Raw genomic sequence first — 25,657 nt, 5'->3', positions numbered from 1 at the left:
TGAGCAGATGTTGGATACTAAATATCTGCTTATTAATGAACATGTTCTTAATAAACATGAGATGCGTGTTTAGATCGGCTCTGCTCTAGCGGAGCCTTATTGAGGTGATATGGTCGGTTCTTTGGGGCTGTTTAGTTTAGTGTTGGTTGCTGTACTCAGTAGCATTATTGGTGTGCATTCGTTTTATCAAATGCTAAACAAACGGACGCAAAATATAAGTTTAATCCGCAGTTTCTCTCTTTCAAGTGCATTGCTTTCTCTCACTTCTGTCGCATTGCTTGGCTATGCTTTTGTCAGTGATGACTTCTCTATTCTCTATGTCGCTGAGCATTCAAATACTCAATTACCCTCATTTTTTAAGCTCGCAGCCGTATGGGCTGGCCATGAAGGTTCCTTGTTATTTTGGGTGCTGACGATCAGCGTCTGGTCTGGCGTGATCGCCTTACAAAAACACTATTCGAATGAATATCAAAGCCGTGTGTTGTGGGTAATGAATCTACTGCTCGCGATATTTGCTTGGTTCACCTTATTCGCATCAAACCCATTTGAAATGAATTCGATTTTGCCGCTAGAAGGGCGTGACCTTAACCCAATGCTACAAGATGTCGGTCTGATTTTTCACCCTCCATTACTTTATCTTGGCTATGTCGGCTTTTCTGTGGTGTTGGCGTTTGCCGTTGCAGCCTTACTGGTAGATCCAATTGAGTTTGATTGGGTTGCCCATTGTCGCAGTTGGTGTTTGGTTGCTTGGATCTTTTTAACCGCAGGGATCATTCTTGGTTCGTGGTGGGCTTATTACGAATTAGGTTGGGGCGGCTGGTGGTTCTGGGATCCGGTTGAAAATGCAAGTTTGTTGCCGTGGCTTACTTCGACCGCTTTACTGCACAGCCTAGGTGTTGCTAAGGGCAAACAACAGTTACTGAAATGGTCTCTCAGTCTCGCTTTCATTACGTTTTGTTTGAGTATCTTAGGCACCTTTATTGTTCGTTCTGGCGTACTCACATCGGTACACGCTTTTGCCGTCGACCCAACCAAAGGTATCGCACTGCTTCTTATATTAGTTCTGGTACTGGTGAGTTCATTTTCTCTGCTTATCGTCAGAGGAGAGTCTTTTGAATCAAGCCCGATTACCAGCTTCGCCAGCAAAAGCTTTTTGAGCTTAGTTGCGGTGCTTATTTTTGTTCTCGCGACTGCTGTCGTGGTGTTCGGCACGTTTTATCCCATGGTCTTTGAGTTGCTTGGACTAGGAAATATCTCGGTCGGTGCGCCTTACTTTAATCTCTTGTTTGCACCTTTGGCTTTGCTCGCGTTGGCTGTCGTCGGCCTTGCCCCATTGCTGAGTATTAAGCCTCAAGCATCGAAAGGCGTTGTTACGTTGATCGCTCTAGCATCTATTTGCCTCGGGTTTGTCTGTTACGTTTTGCAAGTAGAGAAGATTCAAGTGATGGCACTAATGACATGGTCACTCGCATTTTGGGTTTTACTCACTCATGTTTATGGCTTGGCAGTAACGCGCAGTTCCAAGTTCCAACGTAAAGTCTGGGTGATGACCTTTGCCCATGTTGGGGTTTCAGTGTTAGCGGTAGGTGCTGCGATGAATAGCTACCACTCGTTTGAGCGCAGCTATAAGTTAAGCCCAGGCGTAGAAGTCGAATTCATGGATTGGACGCTTTCTCATCGTGATACTGAGCTGTATGTCGCTTCAAACTTTACCGCAGAAAAAGCGATACTCAGCCTAAAGTCTGGCGAGCAGCGCTTTTCTATCGCGCCGGAAAGAAGACATTACCAAGTTCGAGTCATGAACATGAGTGAGCCCGCAATGAAATGGTTCTGGCATGGTGATGTTTATATCACCATGGGCGAGAAAGTTGATTCCACCGCTTACGCATTTCGTGTTCAGTATAAGGCGTATGCGCGCTGGATCTGGTTTGGTGGGCTGTTCTCCATTATCGGCGCTTTGCTCTCATTGACTCATCGTAAAAAGAAAACCGTTAAGGCGTCACAGTATGCATACCAGCGTTCGTAACAAGTTAATTAGTCTAATTGCCTTAGCATTGATTGTGGTGCTGGGGTTTGTCTTTGCGCTTGATAATAAGCAGCAATCGACCATGGTGTCTGAACAACAAAGGGCATTTCCAGAATTTACATCGAGTGCGTTAGTGAATAGTGAAGGCGTCAGCAGTCAGCAGAAAATTACGCTCGCTGATGTCACGCAGTACCCTTATCAACTGGTTAATGTGTGGGCCTCTTGGTGCGGTATATGTAAAACCGAACATTCATTTTTGCTTCAACTTCACGATAAAGGCATTCCCATCGTTGGGCTTAATTATCGAGATAACTCTGGGGCTGCGATTAACGTGTTATCGAACGATGGCAATCCGTATTCAACGGTGATCAGTGATCCTCAAGGTAAGCTAGCGTTAGAGTTGGGCGTAATTGGCACCCCTGAAACGTATCTGGTCGACGCTGATGGCCAAATCATTAAGAAGTTACTGGGCGTGGTCAATGAATCTGTATGGCAAGAAGAACTTGCGATGTATTTTGATGGTGTGAATCTATGGTGAAGTCTTTAATACAAACTCTCGTTATGCTGTCTACGCTTATGTTTGTTAGTTTTCCGACTTTGGCGGAAGACTTGTTTACAGCCAGTAATAAGGATACGAGTATTCAAGTTGAACTCTTTGAGTTTGAAAACCCAGAACAGCAGCAGCGCGCTATTACATTGGCAAAAACGCTACGTTGTCCGCAATGCCAGAACCAAAATCTGGTTGAGTCGAACTCTCCGATAGCAAAAGACTTGCGCCTCGTTGTATTCAATATGGTGAAAGCAGGTCAGAGTAATAATGAAATTACTCAATATATGACAGAAAGGTTCGGTGAATTTGTGCTCTATAAACCGGCAATGAGTGTTTCAAACTTATTACTTTGGCTACTTCCAAGCCTATTATTTCTCTTATTTATATATTTATCATTAAAAAGTGTTAGAAAGCGCTCATAAAAATTATGTATTACTGTTTACCAATTGACCTGTATTTTGTAACATTAAAGGATTATAAAGGCTAAGCACTGTTATATAAGGATGTGTCTGTGGATAACGTAATCTCAAATTTAAAGAAAGAGTTCCATACTCATGTCCGATCTGACAAATGGGCAGAAAAATACAGTGCAAAATCGAGCATTTCTACGCTTACTCAAGAAGAGTTAACTGAATTAGAGAAGGCTTGGGTTCAACTTGTCATCTGGAAGCAAACTCAAGTAAGTTGAGCGTTCTGTAAAAAAGTGTAGTTTTAGCCGCAACTGTTTAATTTATAACCCCATGTTGGTCATCCCAATGTGGGGTTTTTTCTTACTTGAAAAATAATTGTTATATTATAACAATTTGTACAAGGTCGACCTTGAAAAAAATTGTTAACAGCCTCATAGTGTCTATCATTAGATAGTTAGCTACAAAATATTGCCTAGACATATCATGTAGCGTCGTTAAATACATCGAATTTTCAAGTGAGTATAGCTATGGCGGAAGTGCGTGCCAGAATAGATTTCAAAGTAGGGGTAACAAGCAGTATTGATGCTGAACTTCTGTCTTTTCATGGATTGAAAACAGATAAAGAGCATGTTGCTGTGATATTTAAATCAGCAGACAAGACACAAGACATACCTCTTGTTCGTATGCACTCTGAGTGCCTGACTGGTGATGTTTTCCATTCCTCTCGCTGTGACTGTGGCGAGCAGCTAGACGAAACCATTAGAATTATGGGTGAGACGGGTGGAGTGATTCTTTACTTACGCCAAGAAGGTCGTGGTATTGGTTTATACAATAAAATCGATGCATACCGCCTGCAAAGTGAAGGTATGAACACTTACGAAGCCAATAACCATCTAGGTTTCGGTGATGATTTGCGTGATTTTACTGAAGCGGCAGAAATGCTTCGTGCTTTAGGAACCACAAAAATTCGCCTAGTCACTAACAACCCCAAGAAAATTAATGAGCTGAAATCTTTTGGTATTGAGATTGAAGAAGTGGTGAACACCTCTGCTCATGTTAAGTCGGGTAATGAAAGCTACCTGAAGGCAAAAGTCTCACACGGTAAGCATAATCTGGATATCTGATTAGCCTCTTTGTTGCGCTTAACATAAAAATGTTTAAAGACCTCACATATGTGAGGTTTTTTTGTATTTATCTTGCAATAAAATTGTAAGTTTGTATTATTCAAATCCGTAGTGCAAATGATAATGGTTTGCACTATTACTACGAATAATAATTTAAAGCTCAACAAGGACGCTTCATGACTATTAAATCTTTAGTGACAAAAGCCGTAACTTCGTCACTCCTTTTTGCCTCTGCTTCTTCTTTCGCAGCAGTAACTCAAGATCAAGTTGTAGAACATTACGCAGATATTGCTCATGCCGTGTTTGCAGATTCAGTAATTACAGCAAAAGCGTTGAACTCTTCTATTGATACCTTCTTAGCTTCTCCTTCTGCTGGCAACTTCGAACAAGTAAAACAAGCTTGGCTTGAGTCTCGCGTACCTTACCAACAGTCTGAAGTATTCCGCTTTGGTAACGTTGTTGTTGATGATTGGGAAGGCCAATTAAACGCATGGCCACTAGATGAAGGCCTTATCGATTACGTTTCTTCTGATTACCAATATGAGCTTGGTAACGAAGGCGCAAGCGCAAACATCGTTGCGAACAAAACGTTCCAAATTGGTCAGACAACGGTAGACGCAACCAACATTACTCCAGAACTAATTGCAGATCTCAACGAGATCGGTGGCTCTGAAGCAAACGTAGCATCTGGTTACCATGCGATTGAATTCCTACTTTGGGGCCAAGATTTAAACGGCACAAACAGCGGTGCAGGTGAGCGTGCTTACACTGATTTCGTTGTTGGTGCTGAGTGTACTAACGGCAACTGTGACCGTCGTGGCGCATACCTAAAAGCATCAGCTGAACTACTTATCCAAGATCTAGAGTTAATGGAAAAACAGTGGGCTGAAGGCGAGAAAGGCAACTACCGCCAAGAGCTTCTTTCTGAATCTAGCGACAACGGCCTACGTAAAATGTTGTTCGGCATGGGTTCACTGTCTCTAGGTGAATTGGCGGGTGAGCGTATGAAAGTGGCTTTAGAAGCTAACTCTACTGAAGATGAGCACGACTGTTTCTCTGATAACACGCACAACTCTCACTACTACAACGAGCAAGGTATCTACAACGTTTACACGGGTCTATACAAGCGTGAAGACGGCACTCTGCTTTCAGGTCCAAGCCTGTTTGACCTAGTAGAGCAAAAAGATGAGCAAGCTGCGAAAGAGATTCAAAAGCAGTTTGATCTAGCACGTGCACAAGTAGGCGAATTGGTAACGTCTGCAGAGAAAAACAACCAGCACTTCGATCAGCTAATCGCCGCTGACAACGCTGCGGGTAACGCACTAGTAAACAAAACAATTGTTGCGCTAGTGTCTCAAACAGCGGCAATTGAGCGTGCTGCGGGTGTGATTGGCATTGATAGCCTACACCCAGACACAGCGGATCACGAGTTCTAAGAACCCGAGCGAACACAAATGTAAGGGCTCTCATTGAGCCCTTAATTGTTTGCTAATTAAGAAAGTCATTTCCACATAAAAACTAAAATCAAAAACACAGCAAGGCAATGTATGAAGTCGTATTTCTCAGCCTCACTATTAACCGTACTGTTTTTCATATCTCCGCTACACGCCCATGAAACCTACTCTGGTGGCAAAACGACCGTGAAGAAAGAGGGAGCGAACGCTTTTTCCCTTCCCGCAGCCAACCTACCAATGAGTAAACGCTTAGATTTCAGCGTAGGTAATAGCTTTTTTAGAAACCCTTGGGTACCTGCACCTTCATCAACCGATGCTCGTGACGGTCTTGGCCCACTGTTTAACACCAACGGCTGCCAAAACTGCCATATCAAAGATGGTCGTGGTCACGCACCAGAAAAAGGCGATGAGAATGCGGTTTCAATGTTGGTTCGCTTAAGCATTCCAGCGGAAACACCAGAACAGCGACAAGCCTTCATTCGAGATGGTGGTATTCCTGAGCCGACATACGGTGGTCAGCTACAAGATTTTGCGCTTCAAGGTGTAAAACCAGAGGGTAAAGTGAATATTAGCTACACGGATGTTCCTGTTGAATTCAAAGACGGCACTGTCGTTACTCTGCGTAAGCCCATTTTGAAGATTACCGATCTTGCCTTTGGCGAGATGCATCCTAAGACTGAGTTTTCAGCTCGAGTCGCGCCGCCAATGATTGGTCTTGGTTTGCTTGAGAGTATTCCAGAAGAAACGATTCTAGGATTTGCAGAGCAGCAATTAGCTGACAAGCAAGGTATTTCAGGTAAAGCTAACTATGTTCTTGATGTTCAAACCAATGAAATGGCGCTAGGTCGTTTCGGTTGGAAAGCTGGTCAGCCAAACTTAATGCAGCAAAACGCGGCGGCATTTAACGGTGACTTAGGCCTGACAAGCAGCTTATTTCCGAATGAAAACTGCACATCAGCGCAATCAACCTGTGATGATTTTCCAAATGGTGGCGAGCCAGAAGTGAGTGACAACATCTTAGATTTTGTTGAGTTCTATTCGCAGCATCTCGCAGTACCTATTCGTCGTAATGTCGATAGCCCAGCTGTCGTACAAGGTAAAAAACTATTCAAAGAGGTTGGTTGTCAAAGCTGTCACCAAGCCGAATTCCGCACGGCAGAGCGAGAAGGTCTGTCTGCATTATCTAATCAGTTAATTAGCCCATATACCGACATGTTGCTACACGACATGGGTGAAGGCTTAGCGGACAATCGCCCTGAGTATCTTGCCAATGGTCAAGAGTGGCGTACCACACCACTTTGGGGATTAGGTTATACCAAAGAAGTGAATGGCCACACCTTCTTGCTGCATGATGGTCGAGCAAGAAACGTGATGGAAGCAGTTCTATGGCACGGTGGTGAAGCTGAGATGGCGAAACAGAAAGTGTTGTCACTAAGTCGTAGCGAACGTGAAGCACTGCTGGCGTTCTTAGATTCACTATAAGCTAACTTTAACTCATTTGGGCCAGAGGCTTGATGAGCGAAGCAAGTAGCGAATAAATGACTGACTGCCGCTGAACTTGTAGAAATACGAGCTCAGCGGTCGTTTTCATATTTGATGAACTCATATAATTAAAAGAAAAATTAGGAAGTAAGGTAACAGCATGGCTCAAAAATTATTGTTAATGCCTTTGTCGGTTTTAGCCATGGCAGGCTGTCAATCACCAGGGGAGCAAGTTGCTTCGTCTGAGGTTAACGGTGTGTCTTATCAAGCCGACACGACAAGTCATATTAGTCGTAGTGTGTATCAACAGGAGTTTGATTCAGCAGTACTATTCGCCAAGCAATCGAGCGAATTAGAAGCCTTGATGCAAGGTTACTGTGAAACAAATAACGTTGAGTTAGATGCAGTTAAAAATCAGTGGCAGATCACCATGAACAGTTGGATGGCGCTGCAAGGGCAAGAACGTGGTCCAACGGCGGCATTAGAAGAGAGCTGGAATGTTCAGTTCTGGCCAGACAAAAAGAACACGACGGGTCTTAAGATGCGTCAATTAACTCAACAGAACAAAGCCTGGACACAAGACGAAATCGCGCAACAAAGCGTGACAGTTCAAGGTTTAGGCGCGTTGGAGTGGTCACTTTATGACGAGCAATCGCCACTACTGCAAGATAAAGCGTCTGGTTGTCTATCTTCACAAGCTATTGCACAAAACTTGGCGATGAAATCTGCCTCTATTGCTGAGGCTTGGCAGGTTAACCCTTGGTTAGCATTGGATGAAATGCGTTGGGAATCGGAATACATCGCTTTACTGACTAACCAACTTGATTACAGCATGAAAAAGCTGAGTCGTCCGATGGCTAAAATTGGTCATCCACGCCCTTACTTCTCGGAATCATGGCGCGCTCAAACCTCAATGACTCAGCTGAAAGCGAACGTAGCGGCGCTAGAGAAATTGTACTTAGCTGATGGTAATGGTCTTGATGGTTTATTGAGAGAAAAGGGCTTAAATGACCTTGCCGATCGTGTAGCAGCCCAGTTCATGCTAACCTTAGATACTTGGCCTACAGACTCTAGCTTGTTTACTCTACTACAGAGCAAAGAAGGCTACCGAGATGTGCTGACTCAATACAACAAACTAGAACGTTTGAAGTACCTGATTCATGAAGAAGTGGCGATAGAGCTTGGCGTGGTAATAGGATTTAATGCTACCGATGGTGACTGATACTACACGAAGAACGTTACTCAAGGCCGTACTGGGTTGCGCAGCTGTTCCAGTACTTCCATTTGGGTGTACAAGTCAAAAGGATGGCATGAGCACATCTAATGATCCCCAACTGATTGGTTGCGCGCTGAATGGGCGAGGTCAATATTCAGCGGTTGTGGCTGACGAATATGGAATGCCATTGAGTCAGTTGCCGATTCCCGATCGTGGTCATGGTGTTGCTATTTGTCCAACCTCATCACATGCGGTGGTATTTGCTCGTCGTCCTGGTGACTATTTTATGGTGTTTGACTATAAAAATGGTCAGCAGATCAAAATGATAGTGAAAGGTAACAACCGCCACTTCTATGGTCATGGCGTTTACTCATTGGATGGTAAGTTACTGTATGCCACCGAAGGGAAAACGGACACTAGCCAAGGCGTGATTGGCGTGTACGATGTCGAACAAGGCTATCGTAAGGTCGAGGAGTTCACGGGGTTTGGTATTGGTCCACATGAAGTGATCATCATGCCTGATGGTAATCTCGCGATTGGCGTTGGTGGCGTTCATACTGATGGCAGAACACCTAAAAACCTCGATTCAATGCAGCCTAGTTTGAGTTATGTTTCTCCTGAAGGTGTGTTGCTTGATCAGGTTGAACTGCTAGACAAGAAGCTGAGTGTTCGACACTTAGCCCATGATGGTGCTGAAACCGTGCTTTGTGGTCAGCAATATCGCGGTGAACCGGACGAGTATCCTTCGCTTTTGGCGATGCATACCAAAGGCGGGCAGTTTGAATCACTGAACGCTGAGCCTGAGCAATGGGCAAGATTTAATCACTATATCGCAAGCATTGCGGCGTCAGATGATTGGATTATCGCGACCTCGCCAAGAGGGAATTGCTACGGTATTTGGTCTAAAGAGAGCAAAGAATTAGTCGAGCTGTCTGCACTGTCGGATGCCTCTGGTGCCGTGCTACTTGATGGAGAGTTTCGACTCAGCTCTGGGGCGGGCAGTGTGGTTAGCCAACGCAAGCCTTATGAGAAATCAACTCAGCAATCATCGGTCCAGTGGGATAACCATTGGAGTTCTATCTGATTTATAAAGCCGCTTAAAAATAACATGCTTACTCCTATATCTTTGCCATACTTATGGGATGATTGATGATGGAGTTAAGCATGTTAGCGAAATACTTCTGTGGATTATTGGTGTTAGTTTCCGTAAGTACATGGAGCTATACGAGTTCTGAAGAGCGTCGGTTTATTCCGGCAGATTCAGAGCTCTCTTTTATGCTGATTTATCCAGAGCTCACCCAGAGTATTTATCAAGACTCTTCTCTTCCTATCCTTTGGGATTCGCCGGAACTTGTTAAAGCGTTTGAATTCCAACTGTCGCTGTTAGAACAAGCGCAAATGGCACCGCTTTTTGATCGACAATTGAAGCAAATTCGTCAGTACCAATCTCGTGGTCAATGGCAAGAGCTAGACATTTTACTCACCGACACTTTTATTTATTACTTAAGCTACGTTGAAAATGCGCCACTTGCCGGTAAGGAGTGGTACTTCTCGGGTAAGCTGCATTCCAAACTGCCTGCGCCTTCTCCGCATATTCTGATGAGACTGAAAGGCAGTGTCGCCAATGATTATTTATTAGAGATGGTGTTGTCTTACGCGCCTCCTGTTGGGGATTTTGACCAATTCAAAGCAACCTATTCAGTGTTAGAAACGGCGTCTGAACTCAAGGTTGAGCGATACAGACAGAAGGGCTTGAAACGCTTGGGCGACCAACTTTCAGATAAAGCGATTCTGGTTGAACGTATTGCCTTGGTTGGTGTAAACACTTCAATGATCGCTATCGATTCCCCTCGATTTGATCGAGACTTACAAATCGCGATCAAAGCTTTTCAAAGTATGCATGGGATTACCGCGGATGGGATTATCGGGCCAGACACGATCAAATGGATCAATATGGGCTTTGATGATCGGTTGAGTTCTTTGGCTCTGAATGCAGAACGCGTTCGTTTGTGGCCAAGAGACAGAGACTCTCTCATCGTGGTGAATGTACCTAGTTTTGATATGAAGTATTGGGAAGGCGGAGAAGAGGTTTTTGAATCTAAAGTCGTGGTCGGGAGAAAATCGAGAAAAACACCACTCTTAGAGATAAAACTTGATTCGGTGATATTAAACCCGACTTGGAACGTGCCATGGAAAATCATGGTTAAAGATATCTTGCCTAAAGTAAAAGCCGACGAAAGTTATCTTGAAACACACAATTTTCAAGTGATTGATGGTTGGCGTTCGATGGAAACTGTCGATACTACCGAGATTGATTGGCAGACGATTAACTTCAACTCTTTCCCATATCGAATGCGTCAGCAAGCAGGCTCTAGCAATGCATTAGGTTTGTATAAGTTCAATACGCCCAACAAGCGAGCCATCTATCTCCATGACACCCCAAGTAAAAGTTTGTTTAACGATGACTTCCGCGCCTATAGCTCTGGTTGTATTCGTGTTGAGCATGCCGAGGAACTCGCGGCGTTGTTATTTGCGACTAAGGTAAAGAAAGTGCCGAATCAGAGTGATGACCTAGCCCCCAATACTAAAGTTCGACTCAAGAAAAGAATCCCTGTACATATCATTTATCAAACCGTGTTATTTGAGGAAGAGGGGATTCAATATCGTGGCGACATCTATCAATACGATAAACAGGGTGGTTAATGGCAGATATGCATAGAATGGTGATCTTGACCAAAAAATGACAACTCGCCTTCTATTGATAAAATTATAATGAGTATCAATAACTAACCGTGCAAAGGTTACAGATACTAACGTTTTGCGTGGTTTTTGTACGTTGACGCAGCAAATACCATTATGTATCGTGCATTTTTCGTTCGATCTAATTGGTTTTTTTGCTGTATGTCTCAAAGTTTATTTTCACGCCGTCAGTTTCTGACTTACGCTGGTGGTACTGCTGTTGTCGCCTCTCTTACTCCTTCTATCGCTTTTGCTTCATACCCTGATCAACCAAGAACGATTAGCATGAACAATCTTCACACTGGTGAACGATTAGAGACTTGTTATTTCGATGGCACTAACTATGTTGGTGATGAAATGGCTCGCCTTAGTAAGTTATGTCGAGACTTCCGCCGCAATGAAATCCACCCAATGGATAAGAACCTCTTTGATCAGATCACTCAGATCCAAAATATCTTGGGTATTCAAAAAGAAGTTCAGATCATCTCTGGTTACCGTTCACCGGCGACAAACGAAGCATTACGATCTAAGTCGAGTGGGGTTGCGAAAAAGAGCTACCACATGCTTGGAAAAGCGATCGATTTTCGTATCGATGGTGTTGATTTAAAGGAGCTGAGAGACGTAGCTAAAAGTCTGCAAGCAGGTGGTGTTGGTTATTACGCTCGTAGTAACTTCATCCACATTGATACTGGTCCAGTACGAAGCTGGTAGCTCTAGGCTCTGTGGTGAACTGAAGCGGTAGGCACTTGTCAAAGTAGACATCCAATGTCATAGTTTGCCCAAATTTTAGTTTGCCCTTTAAGGTTTGTATATGTCTCTTAAGTATCAAGTTGTACCTGTTACCTCTTTCGCTCAAAACTGCTCGATTGTGTGGTGTGATGAAACCATGGAAGGTATCGTTGTTGATCCAGGTGGCGACATCCAACAGCTAGCTGCAATCATCGAAGAGCTAGGTGTGAAGGTAGTGAACTTGGTGCTGACTCATGGTCACTTAGATCATGTTGGTGGTACGGTGCCACTTTCAGAGATGTTGAACGTGGAAATTGTTGGCCCACATAAGGCAGACAACTTCTGGCTACAAGGCCTTGAGAATCAAAGCCAAATGTTTGGTTTCCCTCTGTGTAAAGCGTTTGAACCAAATACTTGGTTAGAAGAGGGTGATAAAGTGACGTTTGGTAACCAAGTTATCGATGTGATTCATACTCCGGGTCATACGCCAGGTCACGTTGTACTGTTCAGTGAGCAAGCGCGCATGGCGTTTGTTGGTGATGTGTTGTTTAACGGTGCAATTGGTCGTACTGACTTCCCACAAGGCGATTTCAACACGCTTATCACATCAATCAAGACCAAGCTTTGGCCACTAGGCAGCGATGTAACTTTCGTTCCGGGTCACGGACCTGAATCGACATTCGGTCGTGAGCGCGCTTCAAACCCGTTCGTCGCAGACGAAATGCCTCTGTACTAAGCCAGTTATTGAATACCAAAACGATTGAAAATGAAGCTTAGCTTTTCTTCTGAAAGCTAAGCTTTTTTTATGGTTCATCACGGGTTAGCGTGACCATTCACTTCTATAGCTTTGAGTGTTAATTAGAAACACGTTCGGCAGCAGCCAAGTAGCGTCGAGCCAGTCCCACAAACTCTTCTCCACTCATATTCAAATCATGGGTTGATATGAAAATGTCATAACCGTGGAAACCCCTTTGATACTTCATTCTGTTGGCAAGCATCGCCTGCAATCCAGAATAGTTTTTAATCACCGCGTTTTGACTGTTTGTTTCATTCGGTGAGTCAAAGTTGTCTTGTGATTGGTTATCGTTGAAATTAACGTCGTCGGTATTCTGTGACTCTTTATATTGGCTTAGTTCGACACAGCCACTTTCAGTACAACGCGCATGGTAGTGCGATGAGTCGAGAACCATATCTTCAAAGTTGGACTCTTTGCCCGCTTGCTTGGCTCCTAAGTACAAAAGTGCTCGTTGGCTGAGCAATAATTCACAAGTGATTTTAGGACAAATCGAATCGAGGTAGGGCGAGTAGTCTTTTACCTTAATTCCGACCCACGGCAGAGGCTGATGCCAACCATCTTGCTCATAAGTGCAAAGACCAATTTTTTGGATGTTACTCCATTTTAAAACCCAACCCCCTTTGTAAAAGTGCTGCTGAAAATGAGTCGGGGTGAGTGTGAACATCACTTGGCTGCGCAGCATCAAATAGTAGCCAGTTCCCAGAAGCGCAATACTGCAAAAAGCACCCACGATCAGTAACTTTGGATTGTCACTGTAGAGCGCAACGATCAAGCAAATGAAGCCTAAAATAACGGCGAGGATACGGTACGAACGAGTGAATGAAGGCAAAGAGAAATTAGTAAGGTGACGAGTGTCCATAGGCAACACCAAGTTTTCATATTTTTGTCTGGATGGATAACCAGTGTATATGACCCTGAATTGATAAGTCGATGTTTAAATAATAGACGCTAGTAGACAATATCGGTATTTTTCGTCGACTTTCGACGCTTCACTCTACAAATAGCTCCTGTTTTTTGGTATAAATCGCGCTTCAAATTTTCACCACTGCGAAAAGAGCAGTGAACTGGAGAAATATTCAATGAGACTTGCTCATAAGCGTAAGGTGCAGGCTAAACTGCAGAAACGCACTAAAGCGGCTGTAGTTAAAGCAGTGGCAACGCCGAAAAAAGCGAAGCCTGTCGCAGAGAAAGTTGTAGCAGAAAAAACTGTAGCAGCAAAACCAGCGGTAGAGAAAGCAGTAGCAGCAACTAAAGAAGTTGCAGTAGCACTGACTCCTAAGCAACAACAAGTTCTAGACATCGTTGTTAGCAATGCTGAAGGCATTAACCCTAAAGGTATCGGCCTAGCAGCTGGTCAAGAAGATGCGAAAGCAGCTTCATGGGCAACAGGCGCATTGAAAAAACTTCTTGAAGAAAACCTAGTAGCGAAAGAGCAGCTAGCAGGTAACAAGGTTATCTACAAAGCTATCTAATCCTGTGGGATTACATTCGCTTCGTTAAGTTTTTAAGCCTCGATTTTCGAGGCTTTTTTGTATCTGGCACATTATGCCAAGCCCAAGCCCAAGCCCAAGCCCAAATCTAAACTCAAGCCTAAACCTAGGCTCTATAATCTCAATTCCAATTCGAGATACGGCTTAACTGATGAGTGTTGTCTCGTGTCAGAGCTTCGAATCAGCAAGCACTAAATTAGGGCGTTAGCTAGGTAGAATAAGAGAGCAAAGCCTTGATTGTTTTCCCTAAAATACAGCAATGAATAGAGCTTCATCACGAAATGGCAATCAATTGTTAAGAGTATTTAATTATTAATACCTAGGTATTTATCAATAAGCATTTTCCTTATAAATGATCTCAATCCTTTAAAATCGACATTACCCAAGTATCTCCTACGTAGTTCTACGTAATCATTTGGTCTAATACGCAGTTTGTGTGCGCCTGTCGTGCGTGCTCTCCCTGATATCTTGTTGCCTCATCACGGTGCACTCTTATGTTGAATCATAAAAAATGCTCATAGAAAGAGTGTTAACCCAACAAAGGACGTGAACATGAGTCTCATTTCTAACTCCCTCACACGAGTTTTTAAAAACGTTGCAGTAACTGCTGCGGCTTGTTTAGCTTTGGTCGCTACTGGAGCTACAGCCGATGATAAGGTTTACCGTTTAAAACTTGCGGAAACTTGGGGACCAAACTTCCCAGTTTTCGGTGATGCAACCAAAAACATGGCGGCGATGGCTGAGAAGATGTCGAATGGTCGACTGCAAATCAGAATCGATTCAGCAAACAAACACAAAGCACCTCTTGGCGTTTTTGACATGGTTAAGTCTGGTCAATACGACATGGGTCACTCAGGCTCTTACTACTGGAAAGGTAAAGTTCCAAACACTCTTTACTTCACTTCTATGCCTTTCGGTATGACGCCAGCAGAACAATACGCGTGGTTTTATCACGGTGGTGGTATGGAGTTAATGGAGCAGGTTTACTCTCCACATAACTTGATGTCTTTCCCTGGTGGTAACACGGATATCCAGATGGGTGGTTGGTTTCAAAAAGAGATCAACAGCGTTGAAGATCTACAAGGTCTGAAAATGCGAATCCCAGGCTTTGCGGGTGAGATTCTTGCAGAGCTAGGTGCGAAACCGACGAACATTGCCCCGGGTGAGCTTTACACCTCTTTGGAGCGTCGCACAATCGATGCACTGGAGTGGGTAGGTCCATCACTTGATCTTCGTATGGGTTTCCACAAAATCGCGCCTTACTACTACACAGGTTGGCACGAGCCGGGTTCAGAGCTTCAATTCCTAGTGAACAAGCGTACATGGAACAAGCTTCCTGAAGACCTTCAAGAGATCTTGCGTGTTGCCATGCGTACAGCGGCTTATGACATGTACACACAAGCTACGCACGAAAGTGGCAAGAACTGGGTTTCAATGAAAACAGAATACCCAGATGTACAAGTTAAAGATTTTCCGCCTGAAGTAATGTCGGCACTGAAAGAAGCGAACGATCGCCTACTTGCTGCACATGCTGAGAAAGATGAGCTGGCGAAAGAGATCCAAGCTTCACAAGCCAGCTACCTAGAGCAAGTGCGCTCATGGACGGATATTTCACACAGAGCTTATTTAAATAGCCAAGCGAAATAATCGACAGTTGTTGAACTGAAGCTAAATGAACCCAAAGCTGTTCTTGTTAGGTAACTAAGAGTGACTAAGCGGCGGGTTCATTTTAACCATAATAATTAAGCAGGATAAATCCTGTAACAAGATCCCAAGAACCCTTTCTACGTCGTGCCTATTGCTAGCTATAAACTGAATCGTTTTTAGTTGGGTTAGCTGTACTGCAAGATGTCTTTTCAAATTCCATGGAGTCGGGAATGCGAAGTCTAATTTATATTGAACGCGTGTTTAATCGTATCGGTGATGCACTGGGATGGCTTTCCAGTATGTTGTTTATTCTACTTATCGCCAACGTTGTGTATGACGTTGTCATGAGATATGCCTTCAATGATGTCTCAATCGCTTTCCAAGAGATGGAATGGCACCTCTTCTCAGCCGTTTTCCTATTAGGTGTTCCTTATGCCATCAAGGCTGGTGGCCATGTGCGAGTGGATGTGTTCTACGAGCAACTGAGCTTCAAGGCGCAAGCGATTATTGACCTGCTCGGCACACTGATCTTTCTGATGCCTTTCTGTTTGCTGGTTGCTTGGTTTGGTATTGATGTGGCCAAAGAGAGCTATAACCTCGGCGAAACCTCAGGTGACCCGGGTGGCTTGCCATATCGCTGGATCATCAAAGCTATGATCCCGCTGTCATTCTTCTTAATGGCACTCAGTGGCGTGGGTTTGATCCTGCATTCACTGAACAAGATTTTTAATCCGCACCTTATCCATGCAAACAATACTCATACAAAGAATAAGTAGAGGCTGAACATGATTGGAATAGTAATGTTTTTCGTAGCCTTGTTTGCACTTTTACTTGGCTTCCCAGTGGCGTTCACCTTTGGTGGTATCGCGTTAATCTTTGGTGTTTGGGCTGAGGGCATCGAAATGTTTGCCTTCATGCCATATCGAATTCAATCAATCATGGAAAACACGGTGCTGATGGCCGTTCCATTGTTTGTTTTCATGGGGCTTGTTCTACAAAAGACCAAACTTGCTGAGCAGTTGCTTGAGTCTATGGGACGACTGTTTGGTGGTGTTCGTGGTGGTATCGCAATCTCGACGGTACTCGTAGGTTCTCTGCTTGCCGCTTCTACTGGCGTGGTTGGTGCTTCTGTTGTTGCTATGGGACTTATCTCCCTACCTGTAATGCTCAAGTACAATTACGACAAAGGCTTAGCCTGCGGCACTATTTGTGCGTCTGGTACATTAGGGCAGATCATTCCGCCTTCTATCGTACTGATCTTATTAGGTGATGTACTCGGTGTTCCAGTAGGCGACTTGTTCCAAGCGGCGATTTGGCCGGGCGTGATGCTGGTCGGCGCGTACATCGTTTATATCTTAATATACGCAAAGCTACACCCTGAAGCGGCTCAACCGATTGAACGTGATGACTCCATCAGCCGTAAGCAAGAAGTGTTTAATGCACTGAAAGCGATTCTTCCGCCTTTAGCGCTCATCATTGTTGTACTGGGCTCTATCTTCGCAGGTGTTGCTACGCCAACAGAGTCAGCGGCATTAGGTGGCGCGGGTGCGATGATTCTTGCACTGCTTTACGGTCAGTTTAGTTGGTCGATGGTGTACGACGCGTCGAAAGAGACGGTGAAAGTAACCGCGATGGTATTTGCTATCTTGTTGGGTGCAACGGCATTCTCAATGGCGTTTACCTACACTGGTGGTGATTATCTGGTTGAAGAGTGGATGCTACAACTGCCTGGTGAGAAATGGGGCTTCCTGATCATTACTATGTTGGTGATTCTGATTCTGGGTTTCTTCATCGACTTCGTAGAGATTTGTTTCATCATCGTGCCGATCATTGCGCCAGTTGCTGAACTGATGGGCATCAATATGACTTGGTTCGCTATCCTTATCGCGATGAACCTACAAACCTCATTCTTAACGCCGCCATTTGGTTTTAGTCTGTTCTATCTCAAAGGCGTAGCACCTAAAGGTGTGACAACTAAGGACATCTACCGAGGCGTGATGCCGTTCATTCTGATTCAAATCCTCGTACTTGGATCACTTCTCGCTTTCCCATCTTTCTATGGAATGTGAGTGAAGCCAAGAATGTGAATGATATGTTTCAACGGCTATCTATAAATTGCTAAAGTAAAACGGCTTATTGATGTTCAGTAAGCCGTTTTTTGTGAGGGAAAGGAATGCCTCTAAAAGCCAAGCTGATTTTGCTGACGCTGCTCCCGTTGCTGCTGGTAACGGCGAGTATTAGCTGGATCTCGCTGCACCAGACTAAAACGTTAGGCGCTAAAGAAGTCGAGATCTTTAGAGATAGCCTAATCAAGTCGCGTGAAAACGCCCTCAAAGACACGGTTGACCTCGCGTTCGACGCCATAGAACACGTCTATAACGATCCAAATATCCAAGAAGCCCAAGCCAAAAAAAAAGTTCGAACCATATTGTCTAAACTTAGATATGGCTCTGATGGGTATTTCTTCGCATACGATCGCCACGGGACCAACTTGGTTCACCCAATTCAGCCAGAATTGATAGGCCAAAACCTACTCCAACTGCAAGATGAAGATGGCGATTTTCTGATAGAAGCTCTGTTAAGAGAAGCGCAAACCGGAGGCGGGTTTCACCAGTATTTGTGGCAAAAACCGTCAACGGGTGAGGTGGTATCTAAGTTGAGTTACGCTGCTTGGTTAGAGCGTTGGGATTGGATGATTGGCACGGGTTTGTATATTGAAGACGTGCACCAAGAAGTGGCTTCGATGCAGGCTGCGATAAATAAGAATATTGAAACCACATTCTTTTCGATTGTGGTGATTTTGAGCGTAACGGTCGCGGTCATCATCGTGCTGACCTTGGCTATTAACATGCATGAACATCGGATTGCGGATAACAATCTAAAGGAACTGGCGCATAAGACGGTGATGTTCCAAGAAGACGAGAAGAAGCATCTAGCGCGTGAGCTACATGATGGTATTAACCAATTATTAGTGTCGAGTCGTTGCCACTTAGAACTGCTCGGTAATAAGCTACAAAATGAAGACCTTAAAGCACATTTGAATAAGTCGCAGCATTCACTGATGCGAGCGATCGAGGAAGTGAGGCACATCTCGCATCAACTTCGTCCAAGTTCATTGGATGACATAGGCTTAGAAGCGGCATTGTCTTCGCTGTTATTAGATTTTCAGGCGCATTCGGGTATTGAAGTGGAAACCTTGTTTAGCACTCAACAGGGTAAGTTGAAATCTGAGGCTGCGACAACCTTGTATCGAGTAGTACAAGAGTCGCTGAATAACATAGAGAAACACGCGCAAGCGACCAAAGTAACGGTTATCGCGCAGCAAATCGGTAATGTGCTGCAACTACTGATTCAAGATAACGGTGTCGGTTTCAACACCTATAAAGCGATGGAAAAACGAGGGATCGGGCTGCGTAACATGAGAGAGCGAGTGGAGTTCATCGGTGGTGACTTTGAATTGATGAGTGAGATTGGCCTCGGAACGGAAATTACAGTGTTACTGACACTAGAGGGATTAATGAATGAGTGAAGTTATTCGAGTTGTGATTGCTGATGATCACCAAGTGGTACTGGATGGCTTTATGGCGAGATTGGAACTCGAGCCAGATATTAGCGTGATAGGTACCGCCAGTAATGGGCTAGAAGCGGTAGAGGTGGTTAAGTCTCTGCGCCCTGATGTGGTGTTGATGGATATCAGCATGCCTATCATGAATGGCATTGATGCCACCCATCTGATTAAAGAAGAAGACCCAGAAGCCAAGGTACTGATGCTGACTATGCATAACAACCGTGAATACATCATGAAGGTGATGCAATCGGGTGCTGTCGGCTACATGTTGAAAGAGATTTCGGCTGAAAAAATGGTGCAGGCAATCAAAACGGTCAATCAAGGATCGACCTATTTCTGTGAAAAAGTCACGCAGAATTTGTTTACTCAGCCGATTACTCCTACGCCATCGGTCAAGAATCCATTGAGTAGACGTGAAGAGGCTGTGCTGAAATTAGTCGCAAAAGGGGAGAGCAGTAAAGAGGTCGCGAAGGCGCTGAATATCAGCTATCGAACGGTAGAAACCCATAGGCAAAATATTAAGCATAAGCTCGATATTCACTCTACAGCAGAGCTTGCAAAATATGCGGTCAGCTCCGGGCTTGTGGACTGATCTTACGCTAAATAACGTTAAATGTGTAATTTAATTACTAAATCTGTAATTTACGCCTCCTTTATGGAGGTTTTTTTAGTATTTTTGCGACAGGTTGATATTCTTCTTTTCGAAATTTAAGCGCCGAATGCAATGTTGCAAACTGTGCGCTGCAAATTAGAGAGGAAGCATGGAGCCTGTAAAAGATAGGTATAGTATTGAAAATACCGATTATACAGTAGGACAAGATAACGTTCAGAAATGGGGTTTTGATGTTCATAACCCAGTATTTGGAATCAGTGCAGGGGCGATCATTATCTTCCTGCTGGCACTTCTAGTCGCAGACCCTGAAACCGCAAAAGCGGCGCTTGATGGAATCAAATGGAAAGTCATTGGTAACTTCGATGGTTTCTTCATGTGGGCAGCAAACATCTTCGTAATTTTCTGTTTTGCCCTCATTGTCTCCCCGTATGGCAAGATACGTATTGGTGGCAATGATGCCAAAGCAGAGCACTCAAACCTATCTTGGATGTCGATGTTATTCGCCGCAGGAATGGGTATTGGCTTAATGTTCTGGGGTGTGGCTGAGCCAGTGGCTTACTTCACTGGCTGGTATGAAACGCCACTAGGTGTTGAAGCTTACTCTCCTGAAGCGGCTAAGTTGGCACTTGGTGCAACCATCTACAATTGGGGCTTACACGGCTGGTCTATTTACGCTGTTGTTGCTCTAGCTCTTGCCTTCTTCACTTTCAATAAAGGTCTGCCTCTTTCAATCCGCTCGATTTTCTATCCTATCTTGGGTGACAGAACTTGGGGTTGGTTTGGTCATATCGTTGATATCGTGGCGGTACTGGCAACCTTGTTCGGCCTTGCGACATCGTTAGGTTTAGGCGCTCAACAAGCAACAAGTGGTATTAACCATGTATTTGGTACCGATGGCGGTATTGGCATGCAGCTGATTGTTATCGCAGTGGTTACTTTCTTAGCGACAATGTCCGTGGTTCGTGGCATCAACGGTGGTGTAAAGCTTCTGAGTAATGTGAACATGCTGGTTGCTTTGGGCTTACTTATCTTCGTTACCATCGCTGGTGGCATGGCGGGTATTAAAGCAATCCCAACCGCGCTAATGGGCTACATTGAAAACTTCATTCCCTTAAGCAATCCTCACGGTCGTGATGACGAAACGTGGATGCAAGGTTGGACGGTATTCTACTGGGCATGGTGGATGTCTTGGTCACCATTCGTAGGCATGTTCATCGCTCGTATCTCTAAAGGTCGAACGATTCGTGAATTCATCGTTGCTGTATTGTTCATCCCAACGACAGTAATCATCATCTGGATGGCTATTTTCGGTGGCATCGCGATTGATCAAGTGGCGAACAAGGTGGGCGAGATTGGTGTGAATGGTCTGCAAGATATTACACTTTCTCTTTTCCATACTTACGATGCTCTGCCAATGAGCTCTGTGCTTTCAGTGGTATCGATTGGTTTGATTATGGTGTTCTTTATCACCTCTTCTGATTCAGGCTCATTGGTTATCGATAGCATTACCTCTGGCGGTAAAGTGGATGCACCGGTTCCACAACGTGTATTTTGGGCGTTGATGGGCGGCGCGATTGCAGCGGTTCTACTATGGGTTGGTGGTACGGAATCTATTCAAGCACTGCAAGCTGGAACGGTATCAATGGCGCTACCATTTGCCTTCATATTATTGCTTATGTGCCTAAGCTTATTGCTAGGTTTACGAACTGAAAATCAATTGGTTAAGCACCAAAATGCTTTGAGTTAAAAGTATTTTTGATAAAAAGGTCGACAGGGTCGACCTTTTTATCGTCATAAACTTGAGTAATTACGTGAATATTGTTTGAAATTCCATCGAACCGGTTCTGGTTTACTGAAAACAACAAGTTAACCTGCTAAACTTCAGACATCCAAGTATTTGAATTATTGTGACAACAGCTTGTACTACTTGGATCGTAGGTTCGAGTTTGTAATTAAGTCGCAGGTAAGTAAGGAATACGAGGTCAATAGATCCTAATAGTATTCCGTAGAGAGGGATAATGACTAAAGGTATAGATAAATACAGTATCGACAGTACGGATTACACTGTCGGTCAAGATAACGTCCAAAAATGGGGTTTTGATGTTCATAACCCAGTATTTGGTATTAGTGCGGGACTTATCGCTTTGTTCCTGATCGGTGTTCTTATTACAGATACCGCTTCAGCAAAGGCTGCGCTAGATGGCGTTAAAGGCCAGATTATCAATTCGTTTGATTGGCTTTTCATCTGGTCGGGTAATATTTTCGTAATTTTCTGCTTAGGTTTGATTGTTTCTCCGTACGGCAAAATCCGCCTTGGTGGTGTTGATGCGACGGCAGATTACTCATTCTTCTCTTGGCTATCGATGCTGTTTGCCGCAGGTATGGGTATCGGCTTGATGTTCTGGAGTGTGGCAGAGCCAGCGGCTTACTTCACGGGTTGGTTTGAAACTCCGTTAGGTGTTGAACCAAACACACCAGAAGCTGCAAAACTGGCATTGGGCGCAACCATGTATCACTGGGGTCTACACCCTTGGGCGATTTATGGTGTAGTAGCACTGTCACTTGCGTTTTTCTCTTACAACAAGGGATTGCCTCTTTCTATCCGTTCTATCTTTTACCCAATTTTAGGTGATAGAGCTTGGGGCTGGGCAGGTCACATTGTTGATATTCTTGCTGTACTTGCAACGCTATTTGGTCTGGCGACATCGTTAGGTCTTGGTGCACAACAAGCGGCAAGTGGTATTCAGCATGTATTCGGCATTGAAGCGGGCTTAGGTCTGCAAGTTATTGTGATTACAGCGGTGACTTTATTGGCGGTAGTATCAGTACTTCGTGGTATTGATGGTGGCGTTAAAGTTATCAGTAACATCAACATGTTGGTGGCTTTCCTACTGCTTATCTTAGTGGCTCTAATCGGCTACGCGGTGACTTTAGGTTCTATCCCAACAACATTGATGGCATACATTGAAAACATCATTCCGTTGAGTAACCCTCACGGTCGTGAAGATGAAACGTGGATGCACGGTTGGACGGTATTCTACTGGGCTTGGTGGATCTCATGGTCACCATTCGTAGGTATGTTTATCGCTCGTGTTTCTAAAGGTCGTACGGTTCGTGAGTTCATCACAGCAGTACTGATTGTACCGACTACCGTGACTATCATTTGGATGTCAGTATTCGGTGGCATGGCGATTGACCAAATCGTGAATAACGTTGGTATTCTTGGTCAAGACGGCCTAACGGATGTATCACTAGCAATGTTCCAAATGTTTGATGCACTGCCGTTCGGGACTCTGCTTTCAATCATTGCGGTTGTATTGGTTCTAGTATTCTTCATTACATCGTCTGACTCAGGCTCTCTAGTAATCGACAGCATCACTGCGGGTGGTAAAGTTGATACGCCAGTGCCTCAACGTGTGTTCTGGGCGTTCCTTGAAGGTGCGATTGCTGTAGCTCTATTGTGGGTTGGTGGTACTGAAGCAGTACAAGCTCTACAAGCGGGTGCAATCTCGACGGCATTACCATTTACCATCATTCTATTACTGATGTGTGTGAGCTTGCTAATGGGTATGCGTACAGAAAAACGCTAGGCTTTTTAAGCTGAAATCTACTGCAATTTATACGCAGTAGAACGGTAAATACTATGAAGGCAGAAGAGGAAACTCTTCTGCCTTTTTTGTTTCCTCTTTACCGTGTTTTCTTGTCTCTTTTAAGCATGTGAAGTGCGATAAAAATGTTAATAACCGTAGAGATAATACCGCCTTAAATTTGGCGACAAGCCAAGGATTTGACATTACTTAAGCTTATGGTTTGCTTAAAATTATATTCCAATATTAAATTGTGAAATCGCTCGAATTTAATACTAATATTGGGTAGTATGCGCGAGATTCCCCACCACTCGTGAAACTTTGACATGAAACTAACACTAAAGCAGAAGTTGATAGGCGCTAGCCTATCTGCTGTTGTCGTTATGGCTACAGCGTTGACTTGGTTGTCAGCAAACCAATTATTTGAACAGACTCGTAATGGCGTATACCTACGAGCTGAAAGCGTATCTGAAGCAGCATCTGAAGGTATTAAAAACTGGATTGATATCCGTACTGATATCGCATCAGCATTTAATGACTTTTCACGAGAGGATGATGTTGTTCCTTTCCTTAAGCAAGCTCGTGTTGCGGGTGGCTTTGACGATATCTTTTTAGGTACTCCAGAAGGTGGAATGTATCGTTCACACCCTGAACGTAATCGTGCAGATTACGATCCTCGTCAACGTCCTTGGTACCAAGAAGCAAACGCTGCAGGTAAGCAAATCATCACAACCGCTTACCAAGATGCGATCACCAAAGCTCTTCTTGTAACGATTGCTGAACCGGTTCGTCACAACGGCCAACTTGTTGGTGTCGTGGGTGCTGACGTACTTATCGACCAATTGGTTAACGATGTAATCAGCCTTGATGTTGGTGACAACGCTTACGCCATGCTAATTGATGCCTCTGACGGTACATTCCTAGCACACCCAGATTCAGCGCTAAGCTTGAAGCCAGTAAGCCAGCTTTCAAACGATATCTCTATGCCTATTATCGAGAACTCAGTACGTACGGGTAGCATCGAGATTATTAAGCAACGTGGCGCAGAGAAGCTGCTTTATTTCACGAAGGTGCCTAACACTAACTGGATCTTCGCGGTTCAGATGGACAAAGCAACAGAAGAGGCGAACCACTCAACACTGCTTACTCAATTGATCACAACGGCTGTTATTATTACGTTAATCGTAATCGTATTAGTGTCTTGGTTAGTGAGCTTCCTATTCCGTGATTTGAACCGTGTTTCAGCGGCACTTGAAGAAATTGCTTCAGGTGAGGGTGACCTTACTCAACGCCTTGAGCCTAAGAGCGATGACGAAATTGGTAAGCTTGCTGAAAACTTCAACCGTTTTGTAGGCAATATGCACACCATGGTGATCAAGCTAAGCGAAGTATCTGCTGCGCTAGGCAACCAAGCACGTCAAACGGCTTCTCAAGCTGAAGAACGTAGTGCTCGTATCCAAATGCAACAAGACGAGATCAACATGGTAGCAACAGCCGTCAACGAAATGGCTGCAGCAACACAAGAGATCGCGGGTAACGCTGACCACACTGCACAGAACTCATCAGAAGCAGTTGGCGCGTGTGAGCACGGTACTGGTCAAGTGACACAGACGCAAAGCTCAATCCAAAACCTTGCTCAAGAAGTTCAGATTGCAACGAACGTAATCCTAGAGCTTGAAGAGCACGGTAATAGCATCAACGCTATCTTGTCTAACATTCAAGGCATCGCTGAACAGACAAACCTACTTGCACTTAACGCAGCGATTGAAGCAGCTCGTGCAGGTGAGCAAGGTCGTGGCTTTGCGGTTGTAGCGGATGAAGTTCGAGTTCTGAGCCAACGTACACACGGTTCAACGCAAGAGATTCAACAAACTATTGAGTTGCTACAAGGTACAACAGGCAAAGCGGTTAGCATCATGAACGATAGCCGTAGTCTTGCTGAAACCAGTGTTGATGACGCGAACTCAGCGGCTGCAAGCCTAACGCAAATCCATGCTGCTGTTGAACGCATCAGCGACATGGCGACACAGATTGCTTCTGCTGCAGAAGAGCAAGCGTCAGTAACGTCTGAGATTACTCGTAACACTGAAGGAATCCGTGACGTATCTAACGAGCTAGCAGACGAAGCGCACCAAGCGGCAGAGCAAGCAGCACAGCTGTCTGAACTGTCTCACGAGCTAGAAAGCGAAATTAGCCGCTTCAAGCTGTAAGCGCTAATAGGTAATT

Annotated in this window: 22 protein-coding genes; 21 read left to right on the top strand and 1 reads right to left on the bottom strand. The window is 44.4% G+C overall.

Features of this window, described 5'->3' with window-relative positions:
• Positions 1-109 precede the first annotated feature (109 nt).
• From AC3CH3_RS09315 to AC3CH3_RS09260, 12 genes are all read left to right on the top strand, one after another.
• Positions 110-2,026, top strand: coding sequence for a heme lyase CcmF/NrfE family subunit (locus tag AC3CH3_RS09315; RefSeq protein WP_488537030.1), 1,917 nt, complete (start codon positions 110-112; stop codon positions 2,024-2,026).
• Positions 2,007-2,564: a DsbE family thiol:disulfide interchange protein gene (locus tag AC3CH3_RS09310; protein WP_019822331.1), complete on the top strand. Its 558-nt coding sequence runs from the start codon at positions 2,007-2,009 to the stop codon at positions 2,562-2,564. Before AC3CH3_RS09315 ends, AC3CH3_RS09310 begins: the two co-directional genes overlap by 20 nt.
• A complete protein-coding gene (nrfF, locus tag AC3CH3_RS09305) occupies positions 2,558-2,998 on the top strand; it encodes a heme lyase NrfEFG subunit NrfF (protein WP_019822333.1) in 441 nt (146 codons plus the stop codon). Before AC3CH3_RS09310 ends, nrfF begins: the two co-directional genes overlap by 7 nt.
• A gap of 89 nt (positions 2,999-3,087) precedes the next feature.
• Positions 3,088-3,264: a hypothetical protein gene (locus AC3CH3_RS09300; protein ID WP_488537029.1), complete on the top strand. Its 177-nt coding sequence runs from the start codon at positions 3,088-3,090 to the stop codon at positions 3,262-3,264.
• Positions 3,265-3,513: 249 nt separating this feature from the next.
• Positions 3,514-4,110: a GTP cyclohydrolase II gene (locus AC3CH3_RS09295; RefSeq protein ID WP_004733379.1), complete on the top strand. Its 597-nt coding sequence runs from the start codon at positions 3,514-3,516 to the stop codon at positions 4,108-4,110.
• 176 nt (positions 4,111-4,286) lie between these two features.
• Complete coding sequence (locus AC3CH3_RS09290) at positions 4,287-5,546, top strand: imelysin family protein (protein WP_488537028.1); 1,260 nt, start codon at positions 4,287-4,289, stop codon at positions 5,544-5,546.
• Between the two features lie 111 nt (positions 5,547-5,657).
• Positions 5,658-7,046: a di-heme oxidoreductase family protein gene (locus AC3CH3_RS09285; protein ID WP_019821199.1), complete on the top strand. Its 1,389-nt coding sequence runs from the start codon at positions 5,658-5,660 to the stop codon at positions 7,044-7,046.
• A 160-nt stretch (positions 7,047-7,206) separates the two neighbouring features.
• Positions 7,207-8,268 carry an imelysin family protein gene (locus AC3CH3_RS09280; RefSeq protein ID WP_488537027.1) on the top strand — a complete coding sequence of 354 codons (1,062 nt, stop codon included), beginning with the start codon at positions 7,207-7,209 and terminating at the stop codon, positions 8,266-8,268.
• Complete coding sequence (locus tag AC3CH3_RS09275; protein WP_488537026.1) at positions 8,258-9,346, top strand: DUF1513 domain-containing protein; 1,089 nt, start codon at positions 8,258-8,260, stop codon at positions 9,344-9,346. Before AC3CH3_RS09280 ends, AC3CH3_RS09275 begins: the two co-directional genes overlap by 11 nt.
• A gap of 80 nt (positions 9,347-9,426) precedes the next feature.
• Complete coding sequence (locus tag AC3CH3_RS09270; RefSeq protein ID WP_488537025.1) at positions 9,427-10,965, top strand: L,D-transpeptidase family protein; 1,539 nt, start codon at positions 9,427-9,429, stop codon at positions 10,963-10,965.
• Positions 10,966-11,163: 198 nt separating this feature from the next.
• On the top strand, positions 11,164-11,712 hold the full coding sequence (mepK, locus tag AC3CH3_RS09265) for a peptidoglycan L,D-endopeptidase MepK (RefSeq protein WP_029405354.1): 549 nt from the start codon (positions 11,164-11,166) through the stop codon (positions 11,710-11,712).
• Positions 11,713-11,812: 100 nt separating this feature from the next.
• The gene (locus AC3CH3_RS09260; protein WP_488537024.1) at positions 11,813-12,466 is read left to right on the top strand and encodes an MBL fold metallo-hydrolase; all 654 of its coding nucleotides are present in this window, start codon (positions 11,813-11,815) and stop codon (positions 12,464-12,466) included.
• Positions 12,467-12,584: 118 nt separating this feature from the next.
• On the opposite strand, the gene AC3CH3_RS09255 is transcribed toward AC3CH3_RS09260, so the two are convergent.
• Complete coding sequence (locus AC3CH3_RS09255) at positions 12,585-13,385, bottom strand: DUF2982 domain-containing protein (RefSeq protein ID WP_019821208.1); 801 nt, start codon at positions 13,383-13,385, stop codon at positions 12,585-12,587.
• A gap of 220 nt (positions 13,386-13,605) precedes the next feature.
• Between AC3CH3_RS09255 and AC3CH3_RS09250 the strand changes: the two genes are divergently transcribed.
• The 9 genes from AC3CH3_RS09250 (at position 13,606) to AC3CH3_RS09210 (ending at position 25,641) form a co-directional block, all read left to right on the top strand.
• Positions 13,606-13,998 (top strand): hypothetical protein, encoded by a 393-nt coding sequence (locus AC3CH3_RS09250; protein WP_004733388.1) that lies wholly within the window; start codon positions 13,606-13,608, stop codon positions 13,996-13,998.
• Positions 13,999-14,568: 570 nt separating this feature from the next.
• Entirely contained in the window at positions 14,569-15,663 is a 1,095-nt protein-coding gene (locus tag AC3CH3_RS09245) for a TRAP transporter substrate-binding protein (protein WP_488537023.1), read from the top strand.
• A 230-nt stretch (positions 15,664-15,893) separates the two neighbouring features.
• Positions 15,894-16,439, top strand: a complete 546-nt coding sequence (locus AC3CH3_RS09240) for a TRAP transporter small permease subunit (RefSeq protein ID WP_029405356.1) — start codon at positions 15,894-15,896, stop codon at positions 16,437-16,439.
• A 9-nt stretch (positions 16,440-16,448) separates the two neighbouring features.
• On the top strand, positions 16,449-17,732 hold the full coding sequence (locus tag AC3CH3_RS09235; protein WP_019821215.1) for a TRAP transporter large permease: 1,284 nt from the start codon (positions 16,449-16,451) through the stop codon (positions 17,730-17,732).
• Between the two features lie 104 nt (positions 17,733-17,836).
• Positions 17,837-19,192 carry a cache domain-containing protein gene (locus AC3CH3_RS09230; protein WP_019821218.1) on the top strand — a complete coding sequence of 452 codons (1,356 nt, stop codon included), beginning with the start codon at positions 17,837-17,839 and terminating at the stop codon, positions 19,190-19,192.
• Positions 19,185-19,823 (top strand): response regulator transcription factor, encoded by a 639-nt coding sequence (locus AC3CH3_RS09225; protein WP_017060961.1) that lies wholly within the window; start codon positions 19,185-19,187, stop codon positions 19,821-19,823. The genes AC3CH3_RS09230 and AC3CH3_RS09225 overlap by 8 nt, the downstream gene beginning before the upstream one ends.
• A 169-nt stretch (positions 19,824-19,992) precedes the next feature.
• A complete protein-coding gene (locus AC3CH3_RS09220; RefSeq protein ID WP_488537022.1) occupies positions 19,993-21,591 on the top strand; it encodes a BCCT family transporter in 1,599 nt (532 codons plus the stop codon).
• A 271-nt stretch (positions 21,592-21,862) separates the two neighbouring features.
• Positions 21,863-23,434 (top strand): BCCT family transporter, encoded by a 1,572-nt coding sequence (locus tag AC3CH3_RS09215; protein WP_017060963.1) that lies wholly within the window; start codon positions 21,863-21,865, stop codon positions 23,432-23,434.
• 323 nt (positions 23,435-23,757) lie between these two features.
• Positions 23,758-25,641, top strand: coding sequence for a methyl-accepting chemotaxis protein (locus AC3CH3_RS09210; protein ID WP_488537021.1), 1,884 nt, complete (start codon positions 23,758-23,760; stop codon positions 25,639-25,641).
• Positions 25,642-25,657: the final 16 nt, after the last annotated feature.

Source organism: Vibrio sp. QJM3NY_35 (assembly GCF_057785915.1).
This window is presented reverse-complemented; position numbering and strand designations above follow the sequence as displayed.